Annotated in this window: 21 protein-coding genes; 4 read left to right on the top strand and 17 right to left on the bottom strand. The window is 40.9% G+C overall.

What is annotated here, in order from left to right; genetic code table 11:
* Nucleotides 1–58: 58 nt before the first annotated feature.
* Genes LF822_RS02240 through LF822_RS02230 form a run of 3 tightly spaced genes read right to left on the bottom strand, consistent with a single transcriptional unit; the run spans nucleotide 59 to nucleotide 4,100 of the window.
* A complete protein-coding gene (locus LF822_RS02240) occupies nucleotides 59–1,606 on the bottom strand; it encodes an acyl-CoA carboxylase subunit beta (protein ID WP_253923437.1) in 1,548 nt (515 codons plus the stop codon).
* 5 nt (nucleotides 1,607–1,611) lie between these two features.
* Nucleotides 1,612–2,424 (bottom strand): methylmalonyl-CoA epimerase, encoded by an 813-nt coding sequence (gene mce, locus LF822_RS02235; protein WP_253922330.1) that lies wholly within the window; start codon nucleotides 2,422–2,424, stop codon nucleotides 1,612–1,614.
* Nucleotides 2,425–2,441: 17 nt separating this feature from the next.
* Complete coding sequence (locus LF822_RS02230) at nucleotides 2,442–4,100, bottom strand: acyl-CoA mutase large subunit family protein (protein ID WP_253922329.1); 1,659 nt, start codon at nucleotides 4,098–4,100, stop codon at nucleotides 2,442–2,444.
* 172 nt (nucleotides 4,101–4,272) lie between these two features.
* On the opposite strand from LF822_RS02230, the gene prli42 reads away from it, so the two are divergent.
* The gene (gene prli42, locus LF822_RS02225; RefSeq protein WP_253922328.1) at nucleotides 4,273–4,404 is read left to right on the top strand and encodes a stressosome-associated protein Prli42; all 132 of its coding nucleotides are present in this window, start codon (nucleotides 4,273–4,275) and stop codon (nucleotides 4,402–4,404) included.
* Between the two features lie 76 nt (nucleotides 4,405–4,480).
* On the opposite strand, the gene LF822_RS02220 is transcribed toward prli42, so the two are convergent.
* From LF822_RS02220 to LF822_RS02170, 11 genes are all read right to left on the bottom strand, one after another.
* Nucleotides 4,481–4,996, bottom strand: a complete 516-nt coding sequence (locus tag LF822_RS02220) for a L,D-transpeptidase (protein ID WP_253922327.1) — start codon at nucleotides 4,994–4,996, stop codon at nucleotides 4,481–4,483.
* Between the two features lie 42 nt (nucleotides 4,997–5,038).
* Nucleotides 5,039–5,992: an aromatic acid exporter family protein gene (locus tag LF822_RS02215; protein WP_253923436.1), complete on the bottom strand. Its 954-nt coding sequence runs from the start codon at nucleotides 5,990–5,992 to the stop codon at nucleotides 5,039–5,041.
* Nucleotides 5,993–6,073: 81 nt separating this feature from the next.
* Nucleotides 6,074–6,511, bottom strand: coding sequence for a BrxA/BrxB family bacilliredoxin (locus tag LF822_RS02210; protein ID WP_253923435.1), 438 nt, complete (start codon nucleotides 6,509–6,511; stop codon nucleotides 6,074–6,076).
* Between the two features lie 105 nt (nucleotides 6,512–6,616).
* Nucleotides 6,617–7,918 (bottom strand): dihydrolipoamide acetyltransferase family protein, encoded by a 1,302-nt coding sequence (locus tag LF822_RS02205; RefSeq protein ID WP_253922326.1) that lies wholly within the window; start codon nucleotides 7,916–7,918, stop codon nucleotides 6,617–6,619.
* Nucleotides 7,919–7,936: 18 nt separating this feature from the next.
* Nucleotides 7,937–8,920 (bottom strand): alpha-ketoacid dehydrogenase subunit beta, encoded by a 984-nt coding sequence (locus tag LF822_RS02200; RefSeq protein WP_253922325.1) that lies wholly within the window; start codon nucleotides 8,918–8,920, stop codon nucleotides 7,937–7,939.
* Between the two features lie 15 nt (nucleotides 8,921–8,935).
* Complete coding sequence (locus LF822_RS02195) at nucleotides 8,936–9,874, bottom strand: thiamine pyrophosphate-dependent dehydrogenase E1 component subunit alpha (RefSeq protein ID WP_253923434.1); 939 nt, start codon at nucleotides 9,872–9,874, stop codon at nucleotides 8,936–8,938.
* 74 nt (nucleotides 9,875–9,948) lie between these two features.
* The gene (lpdA, locus tag LF822_RS02190) at nucleotides 9,949–11,370 is read right to left on the bottom strand and encodes a dihydrolipoyl dehydrogenase (protein WP_253922324.1); all 1,422 of its coding nucleotides are present in this window, start codon (nucleotides 11,368–11,370) and stop codon (nucleotides 9,949–9,951) included.
* 15 nt (nucleotides 11,371–11,385) lie between these two features.
* The gene (gene buk / locus LF822_RS02185) at nucleotides 11,386–12,471 is read right to left on the bottom strand and encodes a butyrate kinase (RefSeq protein WP_371925812.1); all 1,086 of its coding nucleotides are present in this window, start codon (nucleotides 12,469–12,471) and stop codon (nucleotides 11,386–11,388) included.
* 19 nt (nucleotides 12,472–12,490) lie between these two features.
* Nucleotides 12,491–13,585, bottom strand: a complete 1,095-nt coding sequence (bcd, locus tag LF822_RS02180; protein ID WP_253922322.1) for a branched-chain amino acid dehydrogenase — start codon at nucleotides 13,583–13,585, stop codon at nucleotides 12,491–12,493.
* Between the two features lie 12 nt (nucleotides 13,586–13,597).
* Complete coding sequence (yqiS, locus tag LF822_RS02175; protein WP_253922321.1) at nucleotides 13,598–14,503, bottom strand: phosphate butyryltransferase; 906 nt, start codon at nucleotides 14,501–14,503, stop codon at nucleotides 13,598–13,600.
* Nucleotides 14,504–14,526: 23 nt separating this feature from the next.
* Entirely contained in the window at nucleotides 14,527–16,596 is a 2,070-nt protein-coding gene (locus tag LF822_RS02170; RefSeq protein WP_253922320.1) for a sigma 54-interacting transcriptional regulator, read from the bottom strand.
* 139 nt (nucleotides 16,597–16,735) lie between these two features.
* Between LF822_RS02170 and LF822_RS02165 the strand changes: the two genes are divergently transcribed.
* From LF822_RS02165 to LF822_RS02155, 3 genes are all read left to right on the top strand, one after another.
* The gene (locus tag LF822_RS02165; protein WP_253922319.1) at nucleotides 16,736–16,969 is read left to right on the top strand and encodes a DUF2627 domain-containing protein; all 234 of its coding nucleotides are present in this window, start codon (nucleotides 16,736–16,738) and stop codon (nucleotides 16,967–16,969) included.
* Nucleotides 16,970–17,030: 61 nt separating this feature from the next.
* Nucleotides 17,031–18,929, top strand: a complete 1,899-nt coding sequence (locus LF822_RS02160; protein WP_253922318.1) for a DUF294 nucleotidyltransferase-like domain-containing protein — start codon at nucleotides 17,031–17,033, stop codon at nucleotides 18,927–18,929.
* A 1-nt stretch (nucleotide 18,930) separates the two neighbouring features.
* Entirely contained in the window at nucleotides 18,931–19,671 is a 741-nt protein-coding gene (locus LF822_RS02155; RefSeq protein ID WP_253922317.1) for a 3'-5' exonuclease, read from the top strand.
* A 24-nt stretch (nucleotides 19,672–19,695) separates the two neighbouring features.
* On the opposite strand, the gene LF822_RS02150 is transcribed toward LF822_RS02155, so the two are convergent.
* From LF822_RS02150 to spoIVB, 3 genes are all read right to left on the bottom strand, one after another.
* Complete coding sequence (locus tag LF822_RS02150; RefSeq protein WP_253922316.1) at nucleotides 19,696–21,042, bottom strand: aspartate kinase; 1,347 nt, start codon at nucleotides 21,040–21,042, stop codon at nucleotides 19,696–19,698.
* A 120-nt stretch (nucleotides 21,043–21,162) separates the two neighbouring features.
* Complete coding sequence (spo0A, locus tag LF822_RS02145; RefSeq protein WP_253922315.1) at nucleotides 21,163–21,936, bottom strand: sporulation transcription factor Spo0A; 774 nt, start codon at nucleotides 21,934–21,936, stop codon at nucleotides 21,163–21,165.
* Nucleotides 21,937–22,162: 226 nt separating this feature from the next.
* On the bottom strand, nucleotides 22,163–23,407 hold the full coding sequence (gene spoIVB / locus LF822_RS02140) for a SpoIVB peptidase (protein ID WP_253922314.1): 1,245 nt from the start codon (nucleotides 23,405–23,407) through the stop codon (nucleotides 22,163–22,165).
* Nucleotides 23,408–23,515: the final 108 nt, after the last annotated feature.

Raw genomic sequence — 23,515 nt, 5'->3', positions numbered from 1 at the left:
CCCCTTTCTATGTAACACGTTTACCATGTACGTTAGCCGAACATGCCTTCCCTGTCAATTAAAGCGGAATGTTCCCGTGTTTTTTATAAGGCCTTTCTTCATGCTTATTTTTTAACATTTCAAGAGCTTTTATGATAGTAATCCTTGTTTCTCGAGGATCAATGACATCATCAATCATGCCAAGGCCCGCTGCTACATATGGGTTAGCAAACTTCTCCCGGTATTCACTTATTTTAGCCTGTCTTGTAGCCTCAGGATCTTCACTATCTTTTATTTCTTTAGCAAAGATAATGTTTGCAGCCCCCTCTGGTCCCATTACTGCAATCTCAGCGTTAGGCCAAGCATATACAAGGTCAGCTCCGATCGACTTACTATTTAAAGCTACATATGCCCCTCCGTAAGCTTTTCTGGTAATAATGGTCAGCTTAGGCACTGTGGCCTCAGAGTAGGCATAAAGAATCTTCGCACCGTGTCTGATTATTCCTCCATGCTCTTGTTTAATCCCAGGGAAGAAGCCGGTAACGTCTTCAAACGTAATTAAAGGTATATTGAATGAATCACAGAAGCGAATAAACCGTGCAGCTTTATCACTGGAGTCAATATCTAACCCGCCAGCCATGTATTTAGGCTGATTACAGACAAGCCCTGCTGTCTGTCCTTTTATTCTAGCGAAACCTACTACAATATTTTTAGCAAAGTCTTTATGAATCTCAAAAAAAGAGCCTTCATCCACTACTTCATCGATGATGGTACGAACGTCATAAGGCCGTATCGGATCAAACGGAATTTTATCTGTTAAATCAGGACGATAATCATCTGACTCTTCTACTTCATTTACAGCCGGCTTCTCTTTGCTGTTCTGAGGTAAATAACGAACCAGCTCTCTTACCGCTTCTAGAGCTTCCGCCTCGTTTTCTGTCTTAACATGTGCGTTACCGCTTAACGTATTATGAACATCTGCTCCCCCTAAATCTTCTGAAGAAATCTTTTCACCTGTTACGGTTTCGATAACTTTAGGTCCAGTAATAAACATTTGAGAAGTCTTTTCCACCATAATAACAAAATCAGTAATTGCAGGTGAATAAACAGCACCACCTGCACACGGCCCCATAATGACACTGATTTGAGGAATTACTCCTGAATAGATAGAATTCCGGTAAAACACTTGTCCATACCCATCAAGAGAGGAAACACCTTCTTGTATTCTGGCACCCCCGGAATCATTTAAACCTATAAAAGGAGTTCCGTTCTTTACAGCGAGATCCATTACGGCAGCTATTTTTTTTGCGTGCATTTCCCCAAGAGCCCCGCCGTATACGGTAAAATCCTGAGCGAATAAATAAACAGGTTTGCCATAAATTTTTCCATAGCCTGTTACGACTCCTTCACCTGAGGCTTCTTTTCCATTCATACCGAAATCCTCGTGACGGTGCTCAATAAATGGATTTAGTTCTACGAAGGAACCTTCATCGAGTAAATGATCGATCCGCTCGCGTGCTGTCCACTTCCCTTTTTCATGCTGCTTATCAATTCGTTCATCTCCGCCGCCCAGTTGAACCTGGCGTCGTTTATCATAAAGCTCATTGATCTTATCGTAAATATCCATCACTATCAGTCCTCCTGCTTGGGTTGACAAAGTTCATACAGCACACCATGTGCTGCTTTAGGATGTATAAAAGCAATTTCACTCTGGTGCGCACCTTGCTTTGGTCCTTCATGCAGCAGATTAACGCCTTCTTCTTTATATTGCTGCAGCCTTTGGCGAATATCATCCACTTCCAGAGCAATATGATGGATTCCTTGCCCTTTTTTAGAGATAAAGTGGTGAATGGGAGAATCATCGCTAATAGGTTCGAGCAATTCAATCCTGGAATCTCCAACGGAAAAAAAGGCCACTCTTACTTTTTCTGACTCCACTTCCTCCACAGCTTCTAAAGTCAGGCCTAACGTATTCTGATAGAAAGGAAGCGCTCCTTCCAGACTTTCCACAGCAATTCCTATATGGGCTATTCTTTTAGGTTCCACTCTCGTTTCAAGGTTCATCATCTGCTTGATGTAAACCGCAATGGCATCCGTAGGAGACCCACTGGTGAATATTTTAGTGACACCTTTCTTTTCCAAAAAAGGGATATCTTCGGCAGGGATCACGCCGCCGCCTATAACCGGAATGTCTGACGCCTGTTCAGCCGCCAATGCTTCTACCACTTTAGGAAACAATGACTTATGAGCGCCTGATAAAGAAGACAGTCCTACCACATCGACATCCTCTTGGACAGCAGCTCTTGCTATCTGCACAGGAGACTGCCTTAAGCCTGTATAAATAACTTCCATCCCATGGTCCCTTAATGCCTGGGCAATAATTAACGCCCCACGGTCATGTCCGTCTAATCCCGGTTTGGCGATTAGCACACGAATTGGTTTCATGTTTTACGTCATCCTTCCTACATAGCCGTATATTCTCCAAACTCATCTCTGAGTACATTTGCAATTTCACCAACAGTGGCATATGCCTTTACAGCCGATACAATGTGAGGCATAACGTTCTCATTTGTATCAGCAGCATTTCTTAAAGCTTCTAGACATTGATTAACCTTAACCTCTTCCCTGGTCGACCTAACCTGCTTTGTGCGTTGAATTTGGTTAGCTTCCAATTGCTCGTCAACTCTTAATAGATCAGGATTAATCTCTTCATCAAGCTGATATTCGTTTAAACCAACGATGATCTCCTCTTTTGATTCAATACGTTTCTGGGCATCATATGCGGTCTGGTGAATTTCACGCTGCATGTAACCTTCTTCCACAGCCTGCACAGCTCCTCCCATATCTTTAATTCGTTTTAAGTACTCATTAACCTGCTCTTCCACCTGGTTTGTGAGTGATTCTACGTAGTAGGAGCCTCCAAGTGGATCGATTGTATCTGCTACTCCGCTTTCCTGGGCTATAATCTGCTGTGTTCTAAGCGCAATCCGGGCCGACTCCTCTGTAGGTAGCGCGAGCGCTTCATCTCTTGAATTCGTGTGAAGACTTTGTGTTCCTCCCATTATAGCGGCTAATGCCTGAAGAGTGACCCTGACTATGTTGTTGTCAGGCTGCTGTGCAGTTAACGTGCTTCCGCCAGTTTGAGTATGAAACCTCATTTTCCAGCTTTTTGGATTTTCTGCTTTATAATGCTCCTTCATTATTTTAGCCCAAATCCTTCTGGCGGCACGAAACTTAGCCGCTTCCTCGAAAAACTGGTTATGAGCATTAAAAAAGAACGCAAGTCTCGGTGCGAACTGATCTACTTTCAATCCAGCTTCTATGGCTGCATCTACGTAAGCCATCCCATTAGCAATTGTAAAAGCCACCTCTTGAACAGCTGTTGATCCAGCTTCTCTAATGTGGTAACCAGAAATGCTGATCGTGTTGAACTTTGGCAAATTCTCCTGACAATAAGCAAAAATATCCGTAATTAACCTCATGGAGGGTTTAGGAGGATAAATATATGTACCTCTAGCAATATACTCTTTTAAAATGTCGTTTTGAATGGTTCCAGTAAGCTCTTCAGGTTTAACCCTTTGTTTTTCACCAACGGCAATATACATAGCAAGCAGGATGGAGGCCGGCGCGTTAATAGTCATAGACGTACTGACTTCATTCAGCGGTATCTGATCGAACAGTACTTCCATATCTTTTAGGGAATCAATCGCCACTCCTACTTTGCCCACTTCCCCCTCAGCCATGGGATCGTCGGAGTCATACCCGATTTGTGTAGGAAGGTCAAATGCTACAGACAAACCTGTCTGTCCTTGATCTAATAAATAACGAAATCGTTTATTCGTCTCATCAGCAGAACCAAACCCTGCATATTGCCGCATCGTCCAGTAACGACTGCGATACATTGTAGGCTGTATCCCTCTTGTGTAAGGGTATTGGCCAGGGTAGCCTAATTTTTCTTCATATGCCTGTGTCTTTAGTTCTTCTGGAGTGTATAAGGCATTAATGTCTATTTCAGAACTCGTGTGAAATTGTTTTTTTCGTTCAGGAAACCGCTGCACTGCTTTTTCCATATCACTTTCCCATTTATGTTTCCCTTGCTGGGTTTCTGATGACTTCCCCATTTGTCTGCCCCCTTTAGTAACACCATACGATAAGCATACCAGAAATAAAGCGCTTACGTTTCAAAAAATTAGTAGAATTCATAATACTATTTTAATTCATTTCTCTCCCTTGTCCAAATCTAAAATATCATTTAAAATGTGTTTAGTAGGAAATGAAGGAGGTTACTAAACCTTGGCTGATCAAAACCAACCAACAAAAAAGAAAAAGTCTAAACGGGAAAAACGCATGAAATTTATCATTTATTTAATGATTTTGTCTATGTTTCTTTCTTCCCTTCTCGCAGGAGCTTCTTTCTTTTTATAATAAGCACTTTAAAGGAAGCCTGGCACCAAACAGGCTTCCTTTTATCACATAAAAAAACCGAGCTGATCCGGCCCGGTTATTCTTTAATATACTGCTTTAACTGCTCTCTCTCCCAGCTCTCATAAACCTTTTCAAAGTCCTTCTGTCCCTTCATAATGATTATATCTGAATCCTCTTCTACTATAGAATAAAGTTTCTCCACCTGCTCATTTTTCATCCGGATACATCCTGCTGATACGGCCATTCCTATTGAATCAGGTTTATTTGTACCATGAACCCCATAGATTCTTCCATCCGTCCCCTTTGCATCAAATCCGATCCAGCGGCTGCCTAGAGGATTTTCAGGGTCTCCGCCTGGAATATCTTTCTTCCTATAGTAAGGATCTATTGCTTTTACTTTAAAAGTAAATTCTCCTTCAGGGGTAAGTTCTTCAGTTTTACCGGTAGCTACTTTCGACTCGAACACGGGTTCACCGTGCTGAAAAGCGACTAGTTCATTTGTTGTTTTATTCACGATAACCAAAGGCTCGTCGGTAACAGCAGGAGGGATAAATATCGCTCCTGCTATTAACAATATATTGAGTAAAGGCATAGGTTTCACCCTTTTTTCAAAGTATGCCTCAATCTCCTATGGTTATACATCACTTTTCTTAAATGACCTTTTAATAATAAGATACTGCTCAATTTCATTTAGTAAATGAAAAAGACTGGCTCTTTTCTCAAATTCTTGTCTCGTAACCGGCAAGTCATCTTCTCTAAAGTCATCCCGTATATCTTTCAGCTTTTGTAAATAAATAACAGCCGTGTTCCCAGGATGGATGCCCTTTGATAATTCATCAAAGAATTCCGCAATCACTTGAGCATGCTTGTTGTCTCCCCAAATTCTTGTAACAAGTGGAAGCATGCGCTCCAATAATTCGAACTGCTTCGTTCTCATATGAAAATAATGATAATACTTATTATGGGTTCTTAATAAATGATTCTCCACATCTCTAAATGATAAAGACTTGGCTTCCTCCAGTAGTGCCGCAGTGTCTGTGAGTTCTTTACCTGCCCACCCTTCATTCCCATCACGAAGAAACCTGGCGATTTCTTTGAGAATGGTTGAGAAGTTATCTTCTACTTCTGTTTGATAGTTCTCAAGTTTGCCTTCTAAGCTCGGCATATACAAGTTAAGCAGCAGAGCTGTCCCAATCCCCACAATAATCAGCAGTATTTCATTTATTATAATGTCCCATCCGATAGGCTCGGAAATAAATAAATGAAGGATAATAACTGAGCTTGTAACGATCCCCGGCGTAATTTTCAACCAAACCGTCGTTGGTATAAATACGAATAACATCAGTCCGATTGCTAACGGATTATATCCCGCTGCCTCAAAGAATATAAAAGAAAACAAAATAGCTATCATACATGCAGAAAACCGGTGCCAGGCTGATAATATCGAGCGCTTTCTAGTAATTTGTATACATAAAATTGTTAAGATTCCGGCCGATGCAAAGTTTTCAAGATCTAATAACATAGCGACCCAAATCGCAAACGGGGTTCCTACCGCTGTTTTTATTGTTCGATAACCGATTTTCACCAGGCATTCCACCTCAATTAATCCATTTCTTCAACACAAAAGAGGACCTTTGCATAACAAAGATCCTCCCAACTTTAATGTTGATTATACTTCTTCACAGTATTCCTCAAATTGTCGTTGTAGTTTTGCAATAACCTCCATTGGTTCAAAACCTTCGATGTCATGACGTTCAACCATAGTTTTTATTTTTCCATCTTTTAGCAGAGCAAAAGAAGGAGAAGAAGGAGGGAAACCTTCGAAATATTCACGGGCTCTTTCTGTAGCTTCACGATCCTGTCCGGCAAATACTGTAACGAGATGATCAGGCCGCTTATCATAGTGAACGGCATGAGAAGCAGCCGGGCGTGCAATACCACCGGCACAGCCGCATACTGAATTAATCATGACAAGTGTCGTGCCTTCTTTATTTAAAGCTTCATCTACTTCTTCTTTCGTCGTTAGTTCTGAATAACCCGCCTGGGTTATTTCTTCACGTGCTTTTAATACTACATCGTTCATAAAAATATTGAAATCCATATTAATCATGGCTCCTTTACTTAAGTACTATCAACAGTTTACCAATATTTAAACACCCTTTCAATTCAAAGAACATAATAATACCCCCAGCTATCAGCCGGGGGTTGTGCGTTAGTATATTGAAGTGTGTTCTTTATTCATATTTTCCAATATTTCTTTAAGACGTGCTAAGAAATTTCCTGCAACCAAACCATCGAGCACACGATGGTCTAATGATAAACAAAGGTTCACCATGTCACGAGCGCCGAACATTCCATCCTGGAACACCGGTTTCTTCACAATTGATTCGACTTGAAGAATAGCAGCCTGCGGATGATTAATTACACCCATGGATTGAACAGAACCAAAAGAGCCTGTATTGTTGACTGTAAACGTGCCTCCCTCCATATCTTTAGAGGTCAGCTTGCCTTTTCTGGCTTTTGCAGCCAGCCCTGTAATATCCTTGGCAATCCCTTTAATGCTTTTCTCGTCAGCATCCCTGATTACGGGAACGAACAGCTCGTTCTCTTTTGCTACGGCTATATTTAAGTTGATGGCTTTACGCTGAATAATTTTATCTCCAGCCCACGTGCTGTTTAACTGCGGATACTCTTTTAATGCTTGAGCTGCTGCTTTTACAAAGAAAGAGAAAAAGGTCAAACTATATCCTTCTTTTTGCTTAAACTCATCTTTTAGCGAATTCCTTAACTCCACCAGGCCGGTTACATCGACTTCCACCATCATCCAGGCATGAGGAATTTCAGTAGTAGACTTCACCATATTCTGAGCTATAGCTTTTCTTACTCCAGTTACAGGAATCTCAATATCGCCATCTTCTGTTTTTATACCCTCTGAAGATGGTTTTGAAGCAGATGTCTGCCGGTCATCCTCTGACACTTCCTTACTAGAAGAAGGAGTAGGAATATCACCGTTTTTAATAATGTTTTCTAAATCTTTTCTCGTAATACGTCCGTCGCGTCCTGAGCCGTCTATCTCGTTTAAATCGATATTATGCTCCTGAGCAAGTGTCATTACTGCCGGGGAGTAGCGTTTTTTACTAGTTTGATTTGTCTGCGCTGGTTGTTCATTTTTGTCCGCCGGCGCTTGTGAAGCAGGAATTTCTTTCTTGACTTCTCCGTCGTTTTCTTTGACAGTTTCTTTATCGCCCTGTGCTTCTTTATCACTGGATGCGCCATCTACTTCAATGTAGCACATCAACTCACCGACTTCGATTGTATCATCTTCTTTAGCTGCAAGTTCTTTGATTGTCCCAGTGAAGGAGGATGGCACTTCAGCATTTACTTTATCTGTCATTACCTCGGCAATAGGATCGTATTTATTCACTTTATCGCCTGGCTGCACGAGCCACGAGCTTATCGTACCTTCTGTAACACTTTCTCCGAGCTGAGGCATGTTGATTTTTTCTAACCCCATGGGAACAACTCCTCTATATTAAAATTCAGCTAAGTCGCGCATAGCTTTTTCAACTTTATCAGGATTCATCATGAAGTATTTTTCCATCGTAGGTGCATAAGGCATAGATGGAATATCCGGGCCTGCTAAACGTTTAACCGGTGCATCAAGGTCAAACAAACAGTTTTCACTTATAATTGCCGAAACTTCGGAAATAATGCCGCCTTCCTTATTATCCTCAGTTACCAGCAGCACTTTTCCAGTCTTAGCGGCAGCTTCGATGATGGCCTCCTTATCGAGCGGATAGACTGTTCTCAAGTCTAAAATGTGTGCATCGATGCCTTCTTCAGCTAATTTCTCCGCAGCCTGTAAAGCAAAGTGGACACACAATCCGTAGGTTATGACTGTTATATCTGTCCCTTCACGTTTTATATCGGCTTTTCCGATAGGAAGTGTATAATCTTCATCGGGCACTTCCCCTTTAATTAACCGATAGGCTCTCTTGTGTTCGAAAAAGAGAACAGGGTCATTGTCTCGAATGGATGCTTTGAGAAGCCCTTTTACATCGTAAGGAGTGGAAGGCATAACAATTTTCAATCCTGGCTGATTAGCAAATACAGCTTCCACTGACTGAGAATGATAAAGAGCCCCGTGAACACCTCCGCCGTAAGGAGCACGAATTGTCATTGGTACAGACCAATCGTTATTTGATCGGTATCTCGTTTTAGCCGCTTCTGAAATAATTTGGTTGACTGCAGGCATAATAAAATCAGCAAACTGCATTTCTGCTACAGGACGCAGCCCGTACATCGCAGCACCAATTCCCACTCCTGCAATGGCTGATTCGGCCAGGGGTGTATCCAACACTCTTGCTTCACCAAATTCTTCGTATAATCCATCGGTAGCCCGGAAGACACCACCGCGTTTCCCGACATCCTCCCCTAATACAAATACTTTCTCATCACGCTGCATTTCTTCTTTTAATGCCTGGGTGACTGCTTGTATATAAGATATTACCGCCATACGATCTCCCCCTCCTTACTCTTCGTAGACAAAGTTCAATGCAGATTCCGCTTCTGCATAAACCGCATTTTCCGCATAATCTGTAGCTTCATTTACGATTTGATCCAGTTCCTTATTTAATTCTTCTTCCTTATCTTCAGTTAATACACCTTGCTCTCTTAAGTATTGAGCAAATGTTAAGATTGAATCCTTTTTCTTAGCTTCATCAACTTCACCGCGCTCCCGATAGGTACGGTCATCATCATCACTGGAGTGCGGAGTGAGACGGTAGGACACAGCTTCGATTAACGTTGGTCCTTTTCCGCTGCGGCCTCTCTCAGCTGCTTCCTTCACGACCTCATAAACAGCTAATGGATCATTTCCATCAACGGTATGCCCGGGCATGCCGTATCCGATTGCACGATCTGATACTTTTTCACATGCCAGCTGCTTGGAGACGGGAACTGAGATCGCATATTTATTATTTTCCACCATAAATATAACTGGCAGTTTATGAACTCCTGCAAAATTGGCTCCTTCATGGAAGTCGCCCTGGTTTGAAGAGCCTTCTCCAAAGGTAACAAAAGAAACAAAATCTTTGTTTTCCATCTTTCCAGCCAGTGCAATACCTACTGCATGAGGTACTTGAGTGGTTACTGGAGATGAACCTGTCACAATGCGATTTTTCTTCTGACCAAAGTGACCCGGCATCTGCCTGCCTCCTGAGTTCGGATCTTCAGCTTTAGCGAAGCCGGACAGCATTAGATCTTTTGCAGTCATTCCAAATGCCAATACTACCCCCATGTCCCTGTAATAAGGTAAAGCGTAATCTTTCTGCCGGTCGAGTGCATAGGACGCTCCAACTTGAGCAGCTTCCTGCCCCTGACACGATATAACAAATGGAATTTTTCCGGCTCTGTTTAACAGCCACATTCTTTCATCAATTTTACGAGCTAATAACATAGTACGAAACATGTCCAGTACTTCGTCATCACTTAACCCTAACGATTTATGACGATTTTCAGCCACAGGAATTCCTCCTTTAATAATTATCCGTGAATTTGATTGCCATCAACAGCCATTGCAGCTTCACCTATTGCTTCTGACAGCGTAGGATGTGGATGGATAGTTTCTGCAATTTCCCAAGGAGTGGCATCAAGAACTTTAGCGAGCCCAGCTTCGGAGATCATATCTGTCACATGAGGTCCTACCATATGGACGCCGAGTAAATCATTATTTGTCTTATTAGCGATAATCTTTACAAATCCTTCTGTTTCCCCAAAAACAAGGGCTTTACCAATTGCTTTAAATGGAAATTTTCCAGTTTTAACTTCATAGCCTTGATCTATCGCCTGTTTTTCCGTAAGACCTACACTGGCTGCTTCAGGACTGGAATAAATGCAAGTTGGTACCTGGTCATAATTTAACACATGAGGATGCTTATCTGCCATATGTTCGACCGCCGTTATCCCTTCATGAGAAGCAACATGAGCAAGCTGCATCCCGCCTATAACATCACCAATAGCATAGATATGAGATTCCTTCGTTTGATAATAATTATTGGTTTTAATCGCTCCATTTTCCGTTTCGATATCAGTATTCTCAAGACCAATATTTGTAACATTAGCTGACCGGCCGACTGAAACTAACATACGATCCGCTTCATAGGTTTCGGTGGCTTCATTTACTTTTCCTTGAATGACAACTTGTTGATCCGTCTTCAGAGTTTCGGGTAATACTTCAACATTTGTAATAATGTTGACTCCTTTTTGTTTAAGCTGCCGCGACATTTCTTTTGCGACCTCTTCGTCCTCCGTCGGCAAAATAGAAGGTAAGTATTCGAGCACGGTTACTTCAACTCCAAAATCAGCAAGCATTGATGCCCACTCAATACCTATAACTCCGCCGCCTACAATAATAATTGATTTTGGGAGCTCCTGCATATTAAGTGCTTCATCAGAAGTCATTACATATTCTCCATCAATATCAAGTCCTGGTAAAGTTTTAGGACTTGATCCCGTAGCAATTAAAACATTTTTAGGAATGAGCATTTCATTCTCTTCCCCATTATTTAACTCCACAGAGATTGTTCCAGCGGAAGGGGAGAAAATGGAAGGGCCGAGGATACGTCCAAATCCTTCGAAAATGTCGATTTTTCCTTTTTTCATCAGTCCTTGCACGCCATTATGTAACGTATCTACAATCGACTGCTTCCGTTCCTGGACTTTGATAAAGTTTATCACAGGCTCAGAAGTTTCGATGCCAAATTGATTCGCATCCCTGGTCTGCCTGAACACTTCAGCACTTCGCAGCAATGCTTTTGAAGGAATACATCCCCTATGAAGACATGTACCTCCCATCTCTCTTTTTTCTACTACTGCCACTTTTAAACCCAGCTTGGAAGCACGAATGGCTGCTACATATCCGCCTGTACCCCCGCCTAATACAACTAAGTCATATTCTTCTGCCATTCTAAACGACTCCTTTTATTCAACAAAGTTTGGATAGTGTTTCGGAAGCTCCTCTTTGTTTAACACACGCAGTGTCCCTTCATTTAAAGCCTCAAGCTCATTTTCACCAGGATAAATGAAAACATCAGAAATCCAGTTGACCCTTTTTTTGATCTCTTCTGTAAAGGCCTTTCCATAGGCAAGACCGCCGGTTAAGGCAATAGCATCTACTTTCCCTTCCAGTACCGCACTCATACTGCCTATTTCTTTAGCAATTTGATAAGCCATGGCTTCATAAATTAGTTTTGCCTTGACGTCGCCGCGCTCTATCATCTTTTCTACCTCAACCCCATCGTTAGTATCGAGATAAGCCATAATCCCACCCTGTCCGACAAGCTTTTTCATAACTTCCTCACGATAATATTGACCGGAGAAACACATCGACACGAGATCCCCGGCCGGGACTGTTCCTGCACGTTCAGGTGAGAAAGGTCCGTCTCCATGAAGTCCGTTGTTTACGTCAATAACCCGGCCGCCGGAATGAGCTCCAATCGTTATTCCTCCCCCCATATGGGTCACAATAAGACGGGCTCTGCTGTATGGTTTCCCAAGATCATCAGAAACCCTTCTTGCTACGGCCTTTTGATTTAAAGCATGGAAGATACTTTTCCTTGGAATTTCAGGAACGCCGGACATTCTAGCTATATCTTGTAGCTCATCTACCACAACAGGATCTACAATGTAAGCAGAAACATCTAAACTCTTAGCGATCTCATTTGCGATAATCCCGCCTAGATTTGATGCATGTTCACCATTATATCCATTCTTTAAGTCTTCGAGCATTGCCTCATTTACTTCATACGTACCGCCTTCAATAGGGTGCAGCAGCCCGCCTCGTCCACAGACCGCACTTAAGGCAGAAATATTCACATCTGCCTTGCTCAGTTCCTTAAGAATAACATTTTTTCTAAAATCGTATTGGTCGATAATATAAGTAAATTCATTCAGTTCCTCATGAGAGTGGCGAATCGTTTTCTCAAAGATAATTTCTGTATCCTGAAATACCCCGATCTTCGTAGATGTGGATCCAGGATTAATAACTAATATTTGATGTATCTGCAACTCCAATACCCTCCGTTATCTATCTTCGGCTCAGAATATGATGGCCGTTTTGTAAAAATTGACTGCGCGATTGTCGCATCGCTTCTATTCGCTCTTCAGCCATTCTATCTGCAGCTACGTACGTAGGTATGTTGTCTCGTCTGGAGATTTCAAATACTCTGGACACATTATCATAAATCGTTTCTACCCGTTTCATCGCACGATCTTTGTTGTAGCCATGTAATTCATCAGCTACGTTTATTACCCCACCTGCGTTTATAACATAGTCAGGCGTATAGATGACACCTTTTTCATGCAAAATATCTCCATGCTTTGTCTCTTTTAACTGATTATTTGCAGCACCTGCAATTACTTTGGCTTTTAATTGAGGAATCGTTTCATCGTTAATTGTAGCACCTAAGGCACATGGTGCATAAATATCGCACTCGACTCCATAAATCTCGTCAATTCCAACTGCTTGAGCACCAAAATCTTCCACTGCTTTTTGAACTGCTTCTTCATTAATATCTGTAACAATTAAGTGTGCACCATCTTCATGAAGATGACGGCATAAATCATAAGCTACGTTTCCTATACCTTGAACAGCTATGGTTTTTCCTTCTAGTAAATCACTTCCGAAACCTTCTTTAGCAGCTGCCTTCATTCCTCTGTATACTCCGTAAGCAGTAACTGGAGAGGGGTTTCCTGAAGATCCAAAGGCTGGTGAAATACCTGTAACGTAATCTGTCTCTTCATGGATCAAATCCATGTCCTGTACCGTCGTCCCTACATCTTCAGCCGTAATATATCTACCGTTTAAACCTTGTATATAACGACCAAACGCGCGGAACATTGCCTCATTTTTATCCTCTCGAGGATTACCGATAATGACCGTTTTTCCACCGCCAAGGTTCAAACCAGCCGCAGCATTTTTGTAAGTCATTCCTTTAGCAAGACGAAGGGCATCTTCTATTGCGTCTTCTTCACTGGCATAAGTCCACATTCTTGTACCGCCCAGTGCCGGACCTAACGTCGTGTCATGAATGGCTATAATCGCTTTTAACCCTGATGCTTTATCATGACACATAACGAGCTGCTCGTAATCATATTTGTCCATGTACTTAAAAATTTCCATTTCCTATTCCTCCTAATTACTGCTTGAATGTATGGCTAATGCTAGAGAATATACTTTGCTTTCAGCCGAGTCTGACCTTGAAGTAAGCACGATTGGAGCACTTGCCCCACTTATAACTGCCGCTACTCTGCCTCCAGCAAAATACATAAATGATTTGTATAAAGCATTGGCAACTTCAATCGTCGGGACCATTAAAATATCAGCTTTCCCGGCTACATCTGAAATAACTCCCTTTTGTTCAGCAGCTGACATGCTGATGGCGTTATCAAATGCTAAAGGTCCATCAATGATACAACCTTTTATTTGTCCTCTTCGATTCATTTGAGTAAGTGATGCAGCGTCAATAGTAGCTGGCATCGCTGGATTTACGACCTCAACCGCGGCTAATGGTGCAACCCTTGGAGTCTCCCATCCGTTCTTTTGCGCCACATCTACAGCATTTTTAACAATTTGAACCTTTTCCTCGAGGGTTGGGGCAATATTCATTGCTGAATCTGTAAGAAAGAGTAATCGATCCTGGCCGGGAATCTCAAATAAGGCAACATGGGACAAAATACTACCCGTTCTCAGACCATATTGTTTGTCGAGAACAGCTTTTAATAAAGTCTTAGTATCCACGTTTCCTTTCATTACCAGCTGGGCTTCCCCTCTATTTACAGCTCTGACTGCTTCAACAGCGGCTTCTTCCTTAGAACAGTCAATAAAATGAACTTCGCTGTCTGATTCTACTGCAAAATCAATTTCTTCAGCTATCCGCTGCACTTCAATTTTACTTCCTGTTAGAATAAAAGAAGCCATATTAAGCTCCCGAGCTCTTTTTACAGCGAGCAGAACTTCTCTATCTGCAGCCTGGGCGACCGCTGCTCTTTTTAATGATTGATTTTCTAACCTGGAGATAAGTTCGCTGAGTGCTTCCATTCCTCCACTCCCCTTTTTGCATACTATGAAAATCCTTGCAAATCATCTTTATCCAGCTGATATTTCTCAAGCTTGTAATATAAATTTCGTATCGAGATCCCCAGTGCCTTAGCCGTTTTTGTTTTATTGAAATTATGTGTTTTAAACGCATCTGTCAATAAACTTTTCTCATATTCATCAACGGCTTCCTGTAGACTGGACCTCTGCCAGGCAGCTTCTTCTCCATCATGGGCTGCTTCCGAATTCATTAAGGAAGGAATATGGCTTTTTCGGATGACTTCCTCCGTATGCTCCATAAAGATCATCGCCCGGCTGACCACGTTTTCAAGTTCGCGGACGTTACCCGGCCAGTCGTAATCCATTAGTTTTTCAAAAGCTTCATCCTCTATTGTACGAACATTTCGTCCATAGTCCTCGTTCAGCTTTTGGATTAAATGGGTAATTAACGGTTCCAAATCTTCTTTCCTTTCTCTTAGAGGAGGAATATAAATCGGCAGACGGCTTAGACGATAATACAGATCATCCCTAAAAGTCTTACGCATGATTGCTTTTTCCAAATTAATATTGGTTGCAGCAATTACTCTCACGTCAACGATTACTGGTTTTGTTCCGCCTACACGAACGATTTCTTTCTCCTGCAATACCCGAAGAAGCTTTGCCTGCATAGGCAGAGTCAGTTCCGATATTTCATCGAGAAAGATACTTCCATAATTTGCTTCCTCAAAGTACCCCTTTTTCCCGCCTTGCTTTGCCCCTTCAAACGCTCCATCCTCATACCCAAACAACTCACTCTCAAGCTGTGATTCTGCTATAGAAGCACAATTAACTCTTATGAATTTATTGTGGCGCCGATTGCTTTCATTATGAATAGCATGGGCAAACAATTCTTTTCCAGTGCCAGACTCTCCACGGAGAAGGACTGTCGCCGGAGTTTTAGCCCCTACCCTTGCCTGCTCAAGTGCAAGAGTCAGCTCTTGAGAATCTCCGGTGATATCAGCGAACGTATATTTAGCTTCTAGGTTACGGATAATCTGCCTTGCTCTCTTTAATTCACTGGTCAAAGATTGAATTTCAGTAACGTCATGAAGAACACCTACACTCCCCTTGACATCTCCATCCACAATTACTGGAGCAACATTAACCACTACTTCTTTTTTGGCAGGTCCTACTTTCATCCTTACCCCGCGTACGGCACGCCTTGTATTTAATACTTTCATATGCATACTTTCACCTTCTGAAATATCTACGGTAGCCGGTTTACCGATTACCTCTCTTTCTTCAAGACCGGTGATCCGGGTATACGCCGGGTTAATCATTAAACCGCTTCCATTTTCATCTACGACGGAAATCGCTTCATCAGAGGAGTGAATTATAGCTTCAAGCATAGTTTTAACTTCTTTTAAGTCAGTTATCTCTTCTGCCAGTTCCACAACTTCAGTTATATCTTTAAATACTGCATAAGCTCCCAGCAGCTCCTGATCTGAGCCTATCAATGGAATTCTTGTAGTTATTACTTTTTTCCCATTCTCTATCTCTAGCTCCTGATTTAATTCTTTAGTTTTCGTTTCTAGTATCTGCGGCAGTCCTGACCCAGGTATGATTTCTCTTACATCTTTCCCTACTACAGATTCTCTTGACTTATCAAGAATCTTTTCCCCGCTCTTATTTAAGAACGATACTTGTGCGTATCGATCAATGACGATCATCCCGTCATGTATACTATTTAGAATTAAATCCTGATTATTTGTCTGCTGTTTAAATTCTTTTAAAAGCGTTTCTTTCTCTTCTAATAATTCAGAAGTTATATAAGCAACGGCACCAGGAATTACAACCGTATGAGCAGGACGTTCTGAACGAATCTGTTCAAAAACCTTCTCATCTCCGGTAGCTTCAATTACAATATCGATCTCTTTATGTATAAAAGCTCTCCAATCTTGTCCAGTTGAAACCCCAAAAGAACTTGCTATTTTAAATCCTGCAGCGTCTGGATTTATATCCGTAATTGCTGCAACAATCATTTTGTCTGTTTCATTTAGTAATTTTAACAGCGCTGAGCCGCCTTTACCCGCCCCAACGATCAGTACTCTTTTCATAGTTTTCACACCCTGCAATTTTTTGCGCATTTTAATCGTACATGATTGTGCATACTTTAGCAAGAGACAACTTTATTTTCAGGCTGAAGTGGTTCTGGTATACTGATGGAGGATTGAAAACAATAAAGGAGTATGATTGATGCGCCTGATTGCTCTATTGCTACTAGTAACTCCCGGAATAATTGCTGTTATAGGAATTAAACTAATACGGGATGCACTATTTAATGTGTACCACCCCGTTTTTTTTCATATTGTAATCCAGGGTATATTCGGCCTCCTGTGTGTTGTGGGAGGAGTTGCATTTATTGGCGGTTTCATCTTGCACAGAGACCGTAAAAGAAATTTAACTAAAGGACGATTTAAGAAAAAGTAGAGGCTATGTTCTCTACTTCTTAAAGTGCCTTTATAAGGAGGAAACCACTCTGGCTTATTCGTTGAAATTTTACCGTTCTCAATATCCTTTTGATCTCTTAACTGATACCGAATTTAATGAAATTTTCAGTGAAGCTGTCATTAAAGAGTACAGCAGCAATGAATTCATAATTCATGAAGATCAGAACGAAGATACGTTTGATATTCATTTTTTATTATCGGGTTTAGCTAAAAACATTATGCACCGTTCGAACGGACGCCAGCTGTCCGTGAGGTTTTATTACCCCGGCGACCTTGTCGGAGTTATGATTTTACTGACAAGCGGGGAAATGAGATTTTCTGTACAAGCTCTAGAACCAGTTAAGACGCTCTGCTTCAAGAGAGAATCATTTTTGAAAATCATGTCCAATAATACGCAGTTCTCTAAAGTTGTCATGGATGGGATCAGTCATCTCATGAAAAGCTTATATGATGAAGTGAAATTTAAAAGTTCTTCAACCGACGAAGATGATGATAGTGAGTTATATAAAAAACGAGCAGGTGCCTATATGGAACAGCCTGCGTTCATCCACCCTCAGGAAACGATAGAACAAGCTGCTCGAATGCTGCAGCATCAAAAAATAGAGGCTCTGCTAGTGAGCGAAGACAGACAGACACTGCTTGGAATGATCGGTTATGGTGATTTATTAAAAGCATATTTTGAAAACAATCATAAAGATCCAGTCTACCTTCATATGTCAGAAGAACCTTATTCGATTAGTGATCAGGAATTTATTTACGATGCGTTAAGCTACTTAAAGCACCATCCTACAGAAATCATTCCCGTCCACCATAAAGATAAGATTGTTGGAATTCTGCGTCAGTCTTCCTTTTTCACTATAAGCAACTCCGTATACTTTGACTTAACTTACAGGATCTCTAATGCTGAAACTATTGGCGAATTAAAAGAACTGTCTCCCCTATATAACTCACGCTTTCAAGATTTTGTTTCCAGTCTCATCGATGACCACATGATGGCTTACGATATTGCTGAGTTGATTACAAACTATAATGACCGTATTCATAAACAAGTTGTTCAAATAGCTGAAGAGGAGATGATTGCTTCAGGGTTAGGCGCACCGCCCATTAATTATTGCTTTCTTGTTATGGGAAGTGAAGGTCGTAAGGAACAGGCCTTCTCTACAGATCAGGACAACGGCATGATATTAGACGATTATGACCATATCAAAAACAAAGAACAGATTAACAATTACTTCAAACTGTTAGCCGAGAAAATAAATCAAATGTTAAACGAATGCGGATTTCCTTATTGCACTGGAGGGATTATGGCCAAAGAAGAGAAATGGCGTCAACAGATGAGCAGCTGGCATGAAAGTATTGATCAGTGGATAAGTAGAATGGACGCTGAGGAGATTCGTGATTTCACCATCTTTATGGACTTCCGCCCTATTTTCGGAGATTTTTCTTTAGCTTATGATTTGAAAAAATATGTGACCCGGAGGGTACAACGTTCCCTTGGCCTGCATCAGCTTCTTATGAAGGATACGCTTCGTTTCCGCGTGCCCGTTCAGCCGTTTGGGAGAATTTCAGGGGTTGGAAAGAAGAAAACACTTAACTTAAAGAAATCAGCGATCATGCAAATTGTAAATGCTATCCGCATTTACAGCATGAAATATGGAATAGAAAATATTAATACTGTCAGCCGTCTGAACGCCCTGGCTGAGCAAGAAAGGTTTCATCCCCGAGATGCTGAAAATGCAAAGCTTTCTCTGCACCGTTTAATGGGATTCAGACTGAAGGAAAATTTAGAACAGCTTAATAACGGCGAACCCTTAACAAATGAACTTAAACTCAGTAAGCTCAATCGTGACGAACGGAAAGCTTTAAAAGAAGCATTAAGTATCGCAAAGCGTTTACAGCAAGTACTTGAACTAAGCTATAACCGAAACAGGGTGATGTAACTTGCTTCCTATTGACTTACAAATAATTAAATACATTTTTTTCGAGAAACCGATATATTATTATAAAATCAGACCGTATTTAAACAGTGATCGTCATAAGCAATTGTTTGTGCGGTTACAAGAGTATAAAAACCCTGAAGTAGCTGGAAAGAGTCTCCTTGAGATTGATTATACGATCTTCGATTTGGAAACAACCGGCTTCATTCCAGAAATCGGCCATGAAATTATCTCAATTGGCGCGGTGAGAATGAATGGATTAGATACAATTCACAATAAAACCTTTTATAAACTCGTGAAGCCCATTCGTCCTGTTAGTAAACAGACATTTAAGCTGACAGGTTTAACTAAGGAGCATCTGGAACAATCCGATTCATTTTTAGACTCTTTACAGGAGTTTCTCGCTTTTAGTGAAGGTTCTGTATTAGTGGCTCATCCCGCTATGTTTGATATGAGATTTGTTCAAACGATGCTGAAGCGGTGGAAACTGCCAAAAATGAGTACACCCGTTATTGATTCGCAAAAGCTGGCTAAATTTTTGTATCCGGGCCAGAAACCTCAGCTTGATCCACTCTTGAAAAAATTCAATATCAAAAGTCGTAAAAGACATCACGCATTGAACGACGCCATTATGACTGCTGAGTTGTTCGGGTGTCTGCTTAAAGAACTCACTTCTAAAGAGGACCATACCTTTCATGAACTTAAGCACTTACTTTATGAACAACAAAAAGCGAGAAGCCTTTAATTGGCTTCTCGCTTTCATTCATTTCTAAAAAAACGCGTGGTATAAAGATTGTACAGCCCGGTTTAAATCATGATCCTTAATACCGAACATCATTGATACTTCTGAGGATCCCTGGTTAATCATATCAATATTAACATCTGCATCTCTAAAGGCAGTCGATGCTTTACTTGCAACACCAATCGCTTCATTCATTCCCTCGCCTACAATCATAATCATAGCCATATTTCTTTCAATCGATATGGTATCAACTTTTAATTCATTTATAATCCGTTCTTTAACCTGTCCTTCCTTCTCTTCGGGGAGCTGGTGGTCTCTGATAATTACAGACATATCATCTATTCCCGAAGGCGCATGCTCAAAAGAGATCCCTTCCTCTTCAAGGATTTGCAGCAGTTTGCGTCCAAACCCAACTTCACGGTTCATCAAGTATTTACTAACATATAAGTTCAAGAACCCGGAATCACTAGCAATTCCAGCAACGTGTCCGTCTCTCTCAGGCAGTTCTGCTACGATCATTGTGCCGTCACCACCTGGATTATTTGTATTCTTAATACAAACCGGAATCTTTTCTTTAAAAGCTGGAATTAAAGCTTCGTCATGAAAAACTGAAAATCCTGCATAAGACAATTCACGCATTTCCCGGTACGTGAGTGCTTTTAATTCTTTAGGCTGGTCCACTATCATCGGGTTTACACAGAAAACAGAGTCTACATCCGTAAAGTTTTCATACAAATCCACTTTCATACCTGCTGCCACAATGGAGCCTGTAATATCTGAACCCCCGCGCGAAAACGTGACTAAATCGCCATCAAGTGTAAAGCCGAAGAAGCCCGGAATAACGAGAACTCCGTCTCTTTCTCTTAGTTTATTTAAATGTTCAAAACTTTCATCAAGTACTAAAGCCCCGCCAGGCTCGTCACTGACAAATATACCTGCATCTTTCGGGTTAACATAAGATGATTCCAGTTCCCTCGAATTTAAATAAGCACTTAAAATTAAAGCCGTTCCATCTTCACCGCAAGATTTTAAAGCATCCATACCGCGGTGGATATCTGATTCAATAAGTTTACAAGCATTGTCAATGCGGTCCTGTATTGTATTCAGCAATGACTGATCCAATTCAAGATCTCTTACGATTGAAGCAAAGCGTTCAATCACTTGATCGTAAATAGCTTGATTTTTTACGTTAACCTGGACAGATTCTCCCAGTGCTATCAGTAAATCAGTCGTTTTAGTGTCCTTAGAATGCCGTTTTCCTGGCGCAGAGACTATGATTGCTTTTCTTTGAGGATCTGCTTTAATAATTTCTGTTACTTTTCTTAATTGGCTGGCATCGGCAACTGAGCTGCCGCCGAATTTTACGACTTTCATTTCTACAACTCCCTGTTATGATGAACTAAAGTGTCTAATAATTAAGAATTGTACCATAATCTGTCGAGAAGATGAAATAAAAAATCTCCTCATGTTCTGAGGAGAATTTTTAGTTTATTATTAAGATGCTTTGTGTTCCAGTCTTAAACGGTCTGCAACCATTGCAATAAATTCGCTGTTTGTCGGTTTTGCTTTTGTAGAGGAGATCGTATAGCCAAATAATGACGAGATGGCTTCTATATTGCCGCGGTTCCATGCCACTTCAATAGCGTGACGGATCGCCCGCTCGACTCTAGAGGCAGTTGTATTGTATTTAGCTGCAATGTCTGGATAAAGGACTTTTGTAATGGATCCAAGAAGGTCTATATCCGTATAAACCATTGTAATGGCTTCTCTTAAATATAAATAACCTTTAATATGTGCAGGAACCCCGACTTCATGGATAATGTGTGTAATACTCGTATCTAAATCAGGCTTTTTCGATTTGGTGTAACTGCTGCCCATAGCACGGTTAATCGGATCACCTACGTGTTTAATCTGTCTGACCTGTTCTCCTAAATGATCTAAATCAAACGGTTTCATCATAAAGTAGGCGGCACCTAATTCTACGGCTTTTTTCGTTACTTCTTCTTGTCCAAATGCCGTGAGCATAATCACCTCAGGGGATTTATCTCTATTCTTAAGCTCCTGCAAAACAGCTAGTCCATCAACATGAGGCATAATAATGTCAAGAATGAGCACGTCAGGTTTCTTTTCCTTCAACATTTCCAGGCAGTCTCTTCCATTAAAAGCTGTTCCAATCACTTCAATATCTTTAGCATCTGAGAAAAAGTCCTCCAGAAGTCTTACTAGTTCACGGTTATCATCAGCTAAGCACACTTGGATTTTATCCATTTTACCCTTCCTCCTTACAAAATAATCCTGACCCTTACATTATGAATTCGACATCAGGAATGGTAACCCTCTTTATTATAGCAAATTTATTCTCAAAAAATAAGACAAACTTTAAAATGCTTCTATTTGCTCTTATTTTCTATATAATTCGATATATTTCTACATTGAATGTCGAATATTGTCGAACACAAAAAATAAAGGAGAGCGTGTATGGCCCTCCTTTACTTCAGCTTGCCTTTTTGTCTTCTTGTTCATAAATATTAATTCCTGCTTCTTCCATCATCCATTCAATATGAACCCCGTAGCCGGACGTAGGATCATTTACAAAAACATGGGTTACAGCACCAATAATCTTATCATCCTGAATAATCGGACTTCCACTCATACCTTGTACGATTCCACCTGTTTTATCAAGTAATTCGGGATCAGTAATTTTAACTATCATTCCTTTTGTAACTGGAGAATCCTTTGGCATGTTGCGAATGATCTCAACATCAAAAGACTGCAATTCATCTCCGTTTAATACGGTGAGTATTTTGGCTGGGCCTTCTTTAATTTCATCGTCTAAAGCAATTGGTAAGCCATCTTTATATTTGTCGTTCTTAATAGGATGTTCAAGTTCACCGAACACACCAAACGAACTGTTTTTGGTAATGGTTCCCATCCGGTCATCCGTTAAAGAAAATTCTGCTTTCTTTTCACCAGGTACTCCCTGGTTTCCTTTTTGAATCGAGGTAACGCGCGAGTTTACGATGGTCCCTTCATGGATTTCGATGGGCTTTTTAGTGTCCATATCGGCAATGACATGACCTAATGCCCCGTATTTTTTTGTGTTTGGGTCATAAAACGTCATGGTCCCAATCCCTGCTGCGGAATCTCGAACATATAACCCGATTTGATACTGCTCTTCAGCTTCATTAATTTGTGGCTTTATACTTGTTTGAAATCTCTCCTCACCACGCTTGACATCAAACTGAATTTCTTTATTCTGTTCTCCTGCATCTTTTACTATCGCGGAAAGGTCCTCCATATGATTTAATTCTTGACCATTTCCTTTTAAAAGTATATCTCCTACTTGTATATCTCCAGTCTCTCCCGGTGATGTCTGTCTTTCTTTATTTTCACTAACAAGGTGGTGACCAACTACTAATACACCCTTAGTCTGTAATTCGACTCCTACCGATTGTCCGCCTGGGACTAAACGAATATCCTTCAAACGCTTCATATCTGTCTTTTTCACAGGGATTCCAGCATATTCGTGGAATATAGCGTTGGAGGTATTTTGCTTATCCATTGAAAACGCAGGTACTGAAATGTCTTGGTCTGCATCTGCATTAACCGTTTGTGAAGACAATCTTAGCTCGGTGGGAATTGATATATACTCTTGAAGTGGACTTAATAAAGGGATAACAAGCATCATCAACAGGAGCATGGAGCCTAGAATATATTTCATCCTTTGTTTATTATCCAAGGTCTACCACTCCTTCTTACTCCTGAACCAATCAATTGGCTTACTTATAATGTGGGCCTTAATGCACTTTTTTAAACGAGCATAATCACAGAAAATATAGGATGCATT

It is taken from the genome of Halobacillus sp. A5, from assembly GCF_024189315.1.
Classification (GTDB): domain Bacteria; phylum Bacillota; class Bacilli; order Bacillales; family Halobacillaceae; genus Halobacillus_A.
This window is presented reverse-complemented; position numbering and strand designations above follow the sequence as displayed.

Bases quoted from the DNA above. Each gene is read 5' to 3' on its own strand.
- LF822_RS02240 (WP_253923437.1), bottom strand. From the start codon at position 1,606: ATGGATATTTACGATAAGATCAATGAGCTTTATGATAAACGACGCCAG.
- mce (WP_253922330.1), bottom strand. From the start codon at position 2,424: ATGAAACCAATTCGTGTGCTAATCGCCAAACCGGGATTAGACGGACAT.
- LF822_RS02230 (WP_253922329.1), bottom strand. From the start codon at position 4,100: ATGGGGAAGTCATCAGAAACCCAGCAAGGGAAACATAAATGGGAAAGT.
- LF822_RS02220 (WP_253922327.1), bottom strand. From the start codon at position 4,996: ATGCCTTTACTCAATATATTGTTAATAGCAGGAGCGATATTTATCCCT.
- LF822_RS02205 (WP_253922326.1), bottom strand. From the start codon at position 7,918: ATGGGGTTAGAAAAAATCAACATGCCTCAGCTCGGAGAAAGTGTTACA.
- LF822_RS02200 (WP_253922325.1), bottom strand. From the start codon at position 8,920: ATGGCGGTAATATCTTATATACAAGCAGTCACCCAGGCATTAAAAGAA.
- LF822_RS02195 (WP_253923434.1), bottom strand. From the start codon at position 9,874: ATGTTTCGTACTATGTTATTAGCTCGTAAAATTGATGAAAGAATGTGG.
- lpdA (WP_253922324.1), bottom strand. From the start codon at position 11,370: ATGGCAGAAGAATATGACTTAGTTGTATTAGGCGGGGGTACAGGCGGA.
- bcd (WP_253922322.1), bottom strand. From the start codon at position 13,585: ATGGAAATTTTTAAGTACATGGACAAATATGATTACGAGCAGCTCGTT.
- yqiS (WP_253922321.1), bottom strand. From the start codon at position 14,503: ATGGAAGCACTCAGCGAACTTATCTCCAGGTTAGAAAATCAATCATTA.
- LF822_RS02170 (WP_253922320.1), bottom strand. From the start codon at position 16,596: ATGAAAAGAGTACTGATCGTTGGGGCGGGTAAAGGCGGCTCAGCGCTG.
- LF822_RS02165 (WP_253922319.1), top strand. From the start codon at position 16,736: ATGCGCCTGATTGCTCTATTGCTACTAGTAACTCCCGGAATAATTGCT.
- LF822_RS02150 (WP_253922316.1), bottom strand. From the start codon at position 21,042: ATGAAAGTCGTAAAATTCGGCGGCAGCTCAGTTGCCGATGCCAGCCAA.
- spo0A (WP_253922315.1), bottom strand. From the start codon at position 21,936: ATGGATAAAATCCAAGTGTGCTTAGCTGATGATAACCGTGAACTAGTA.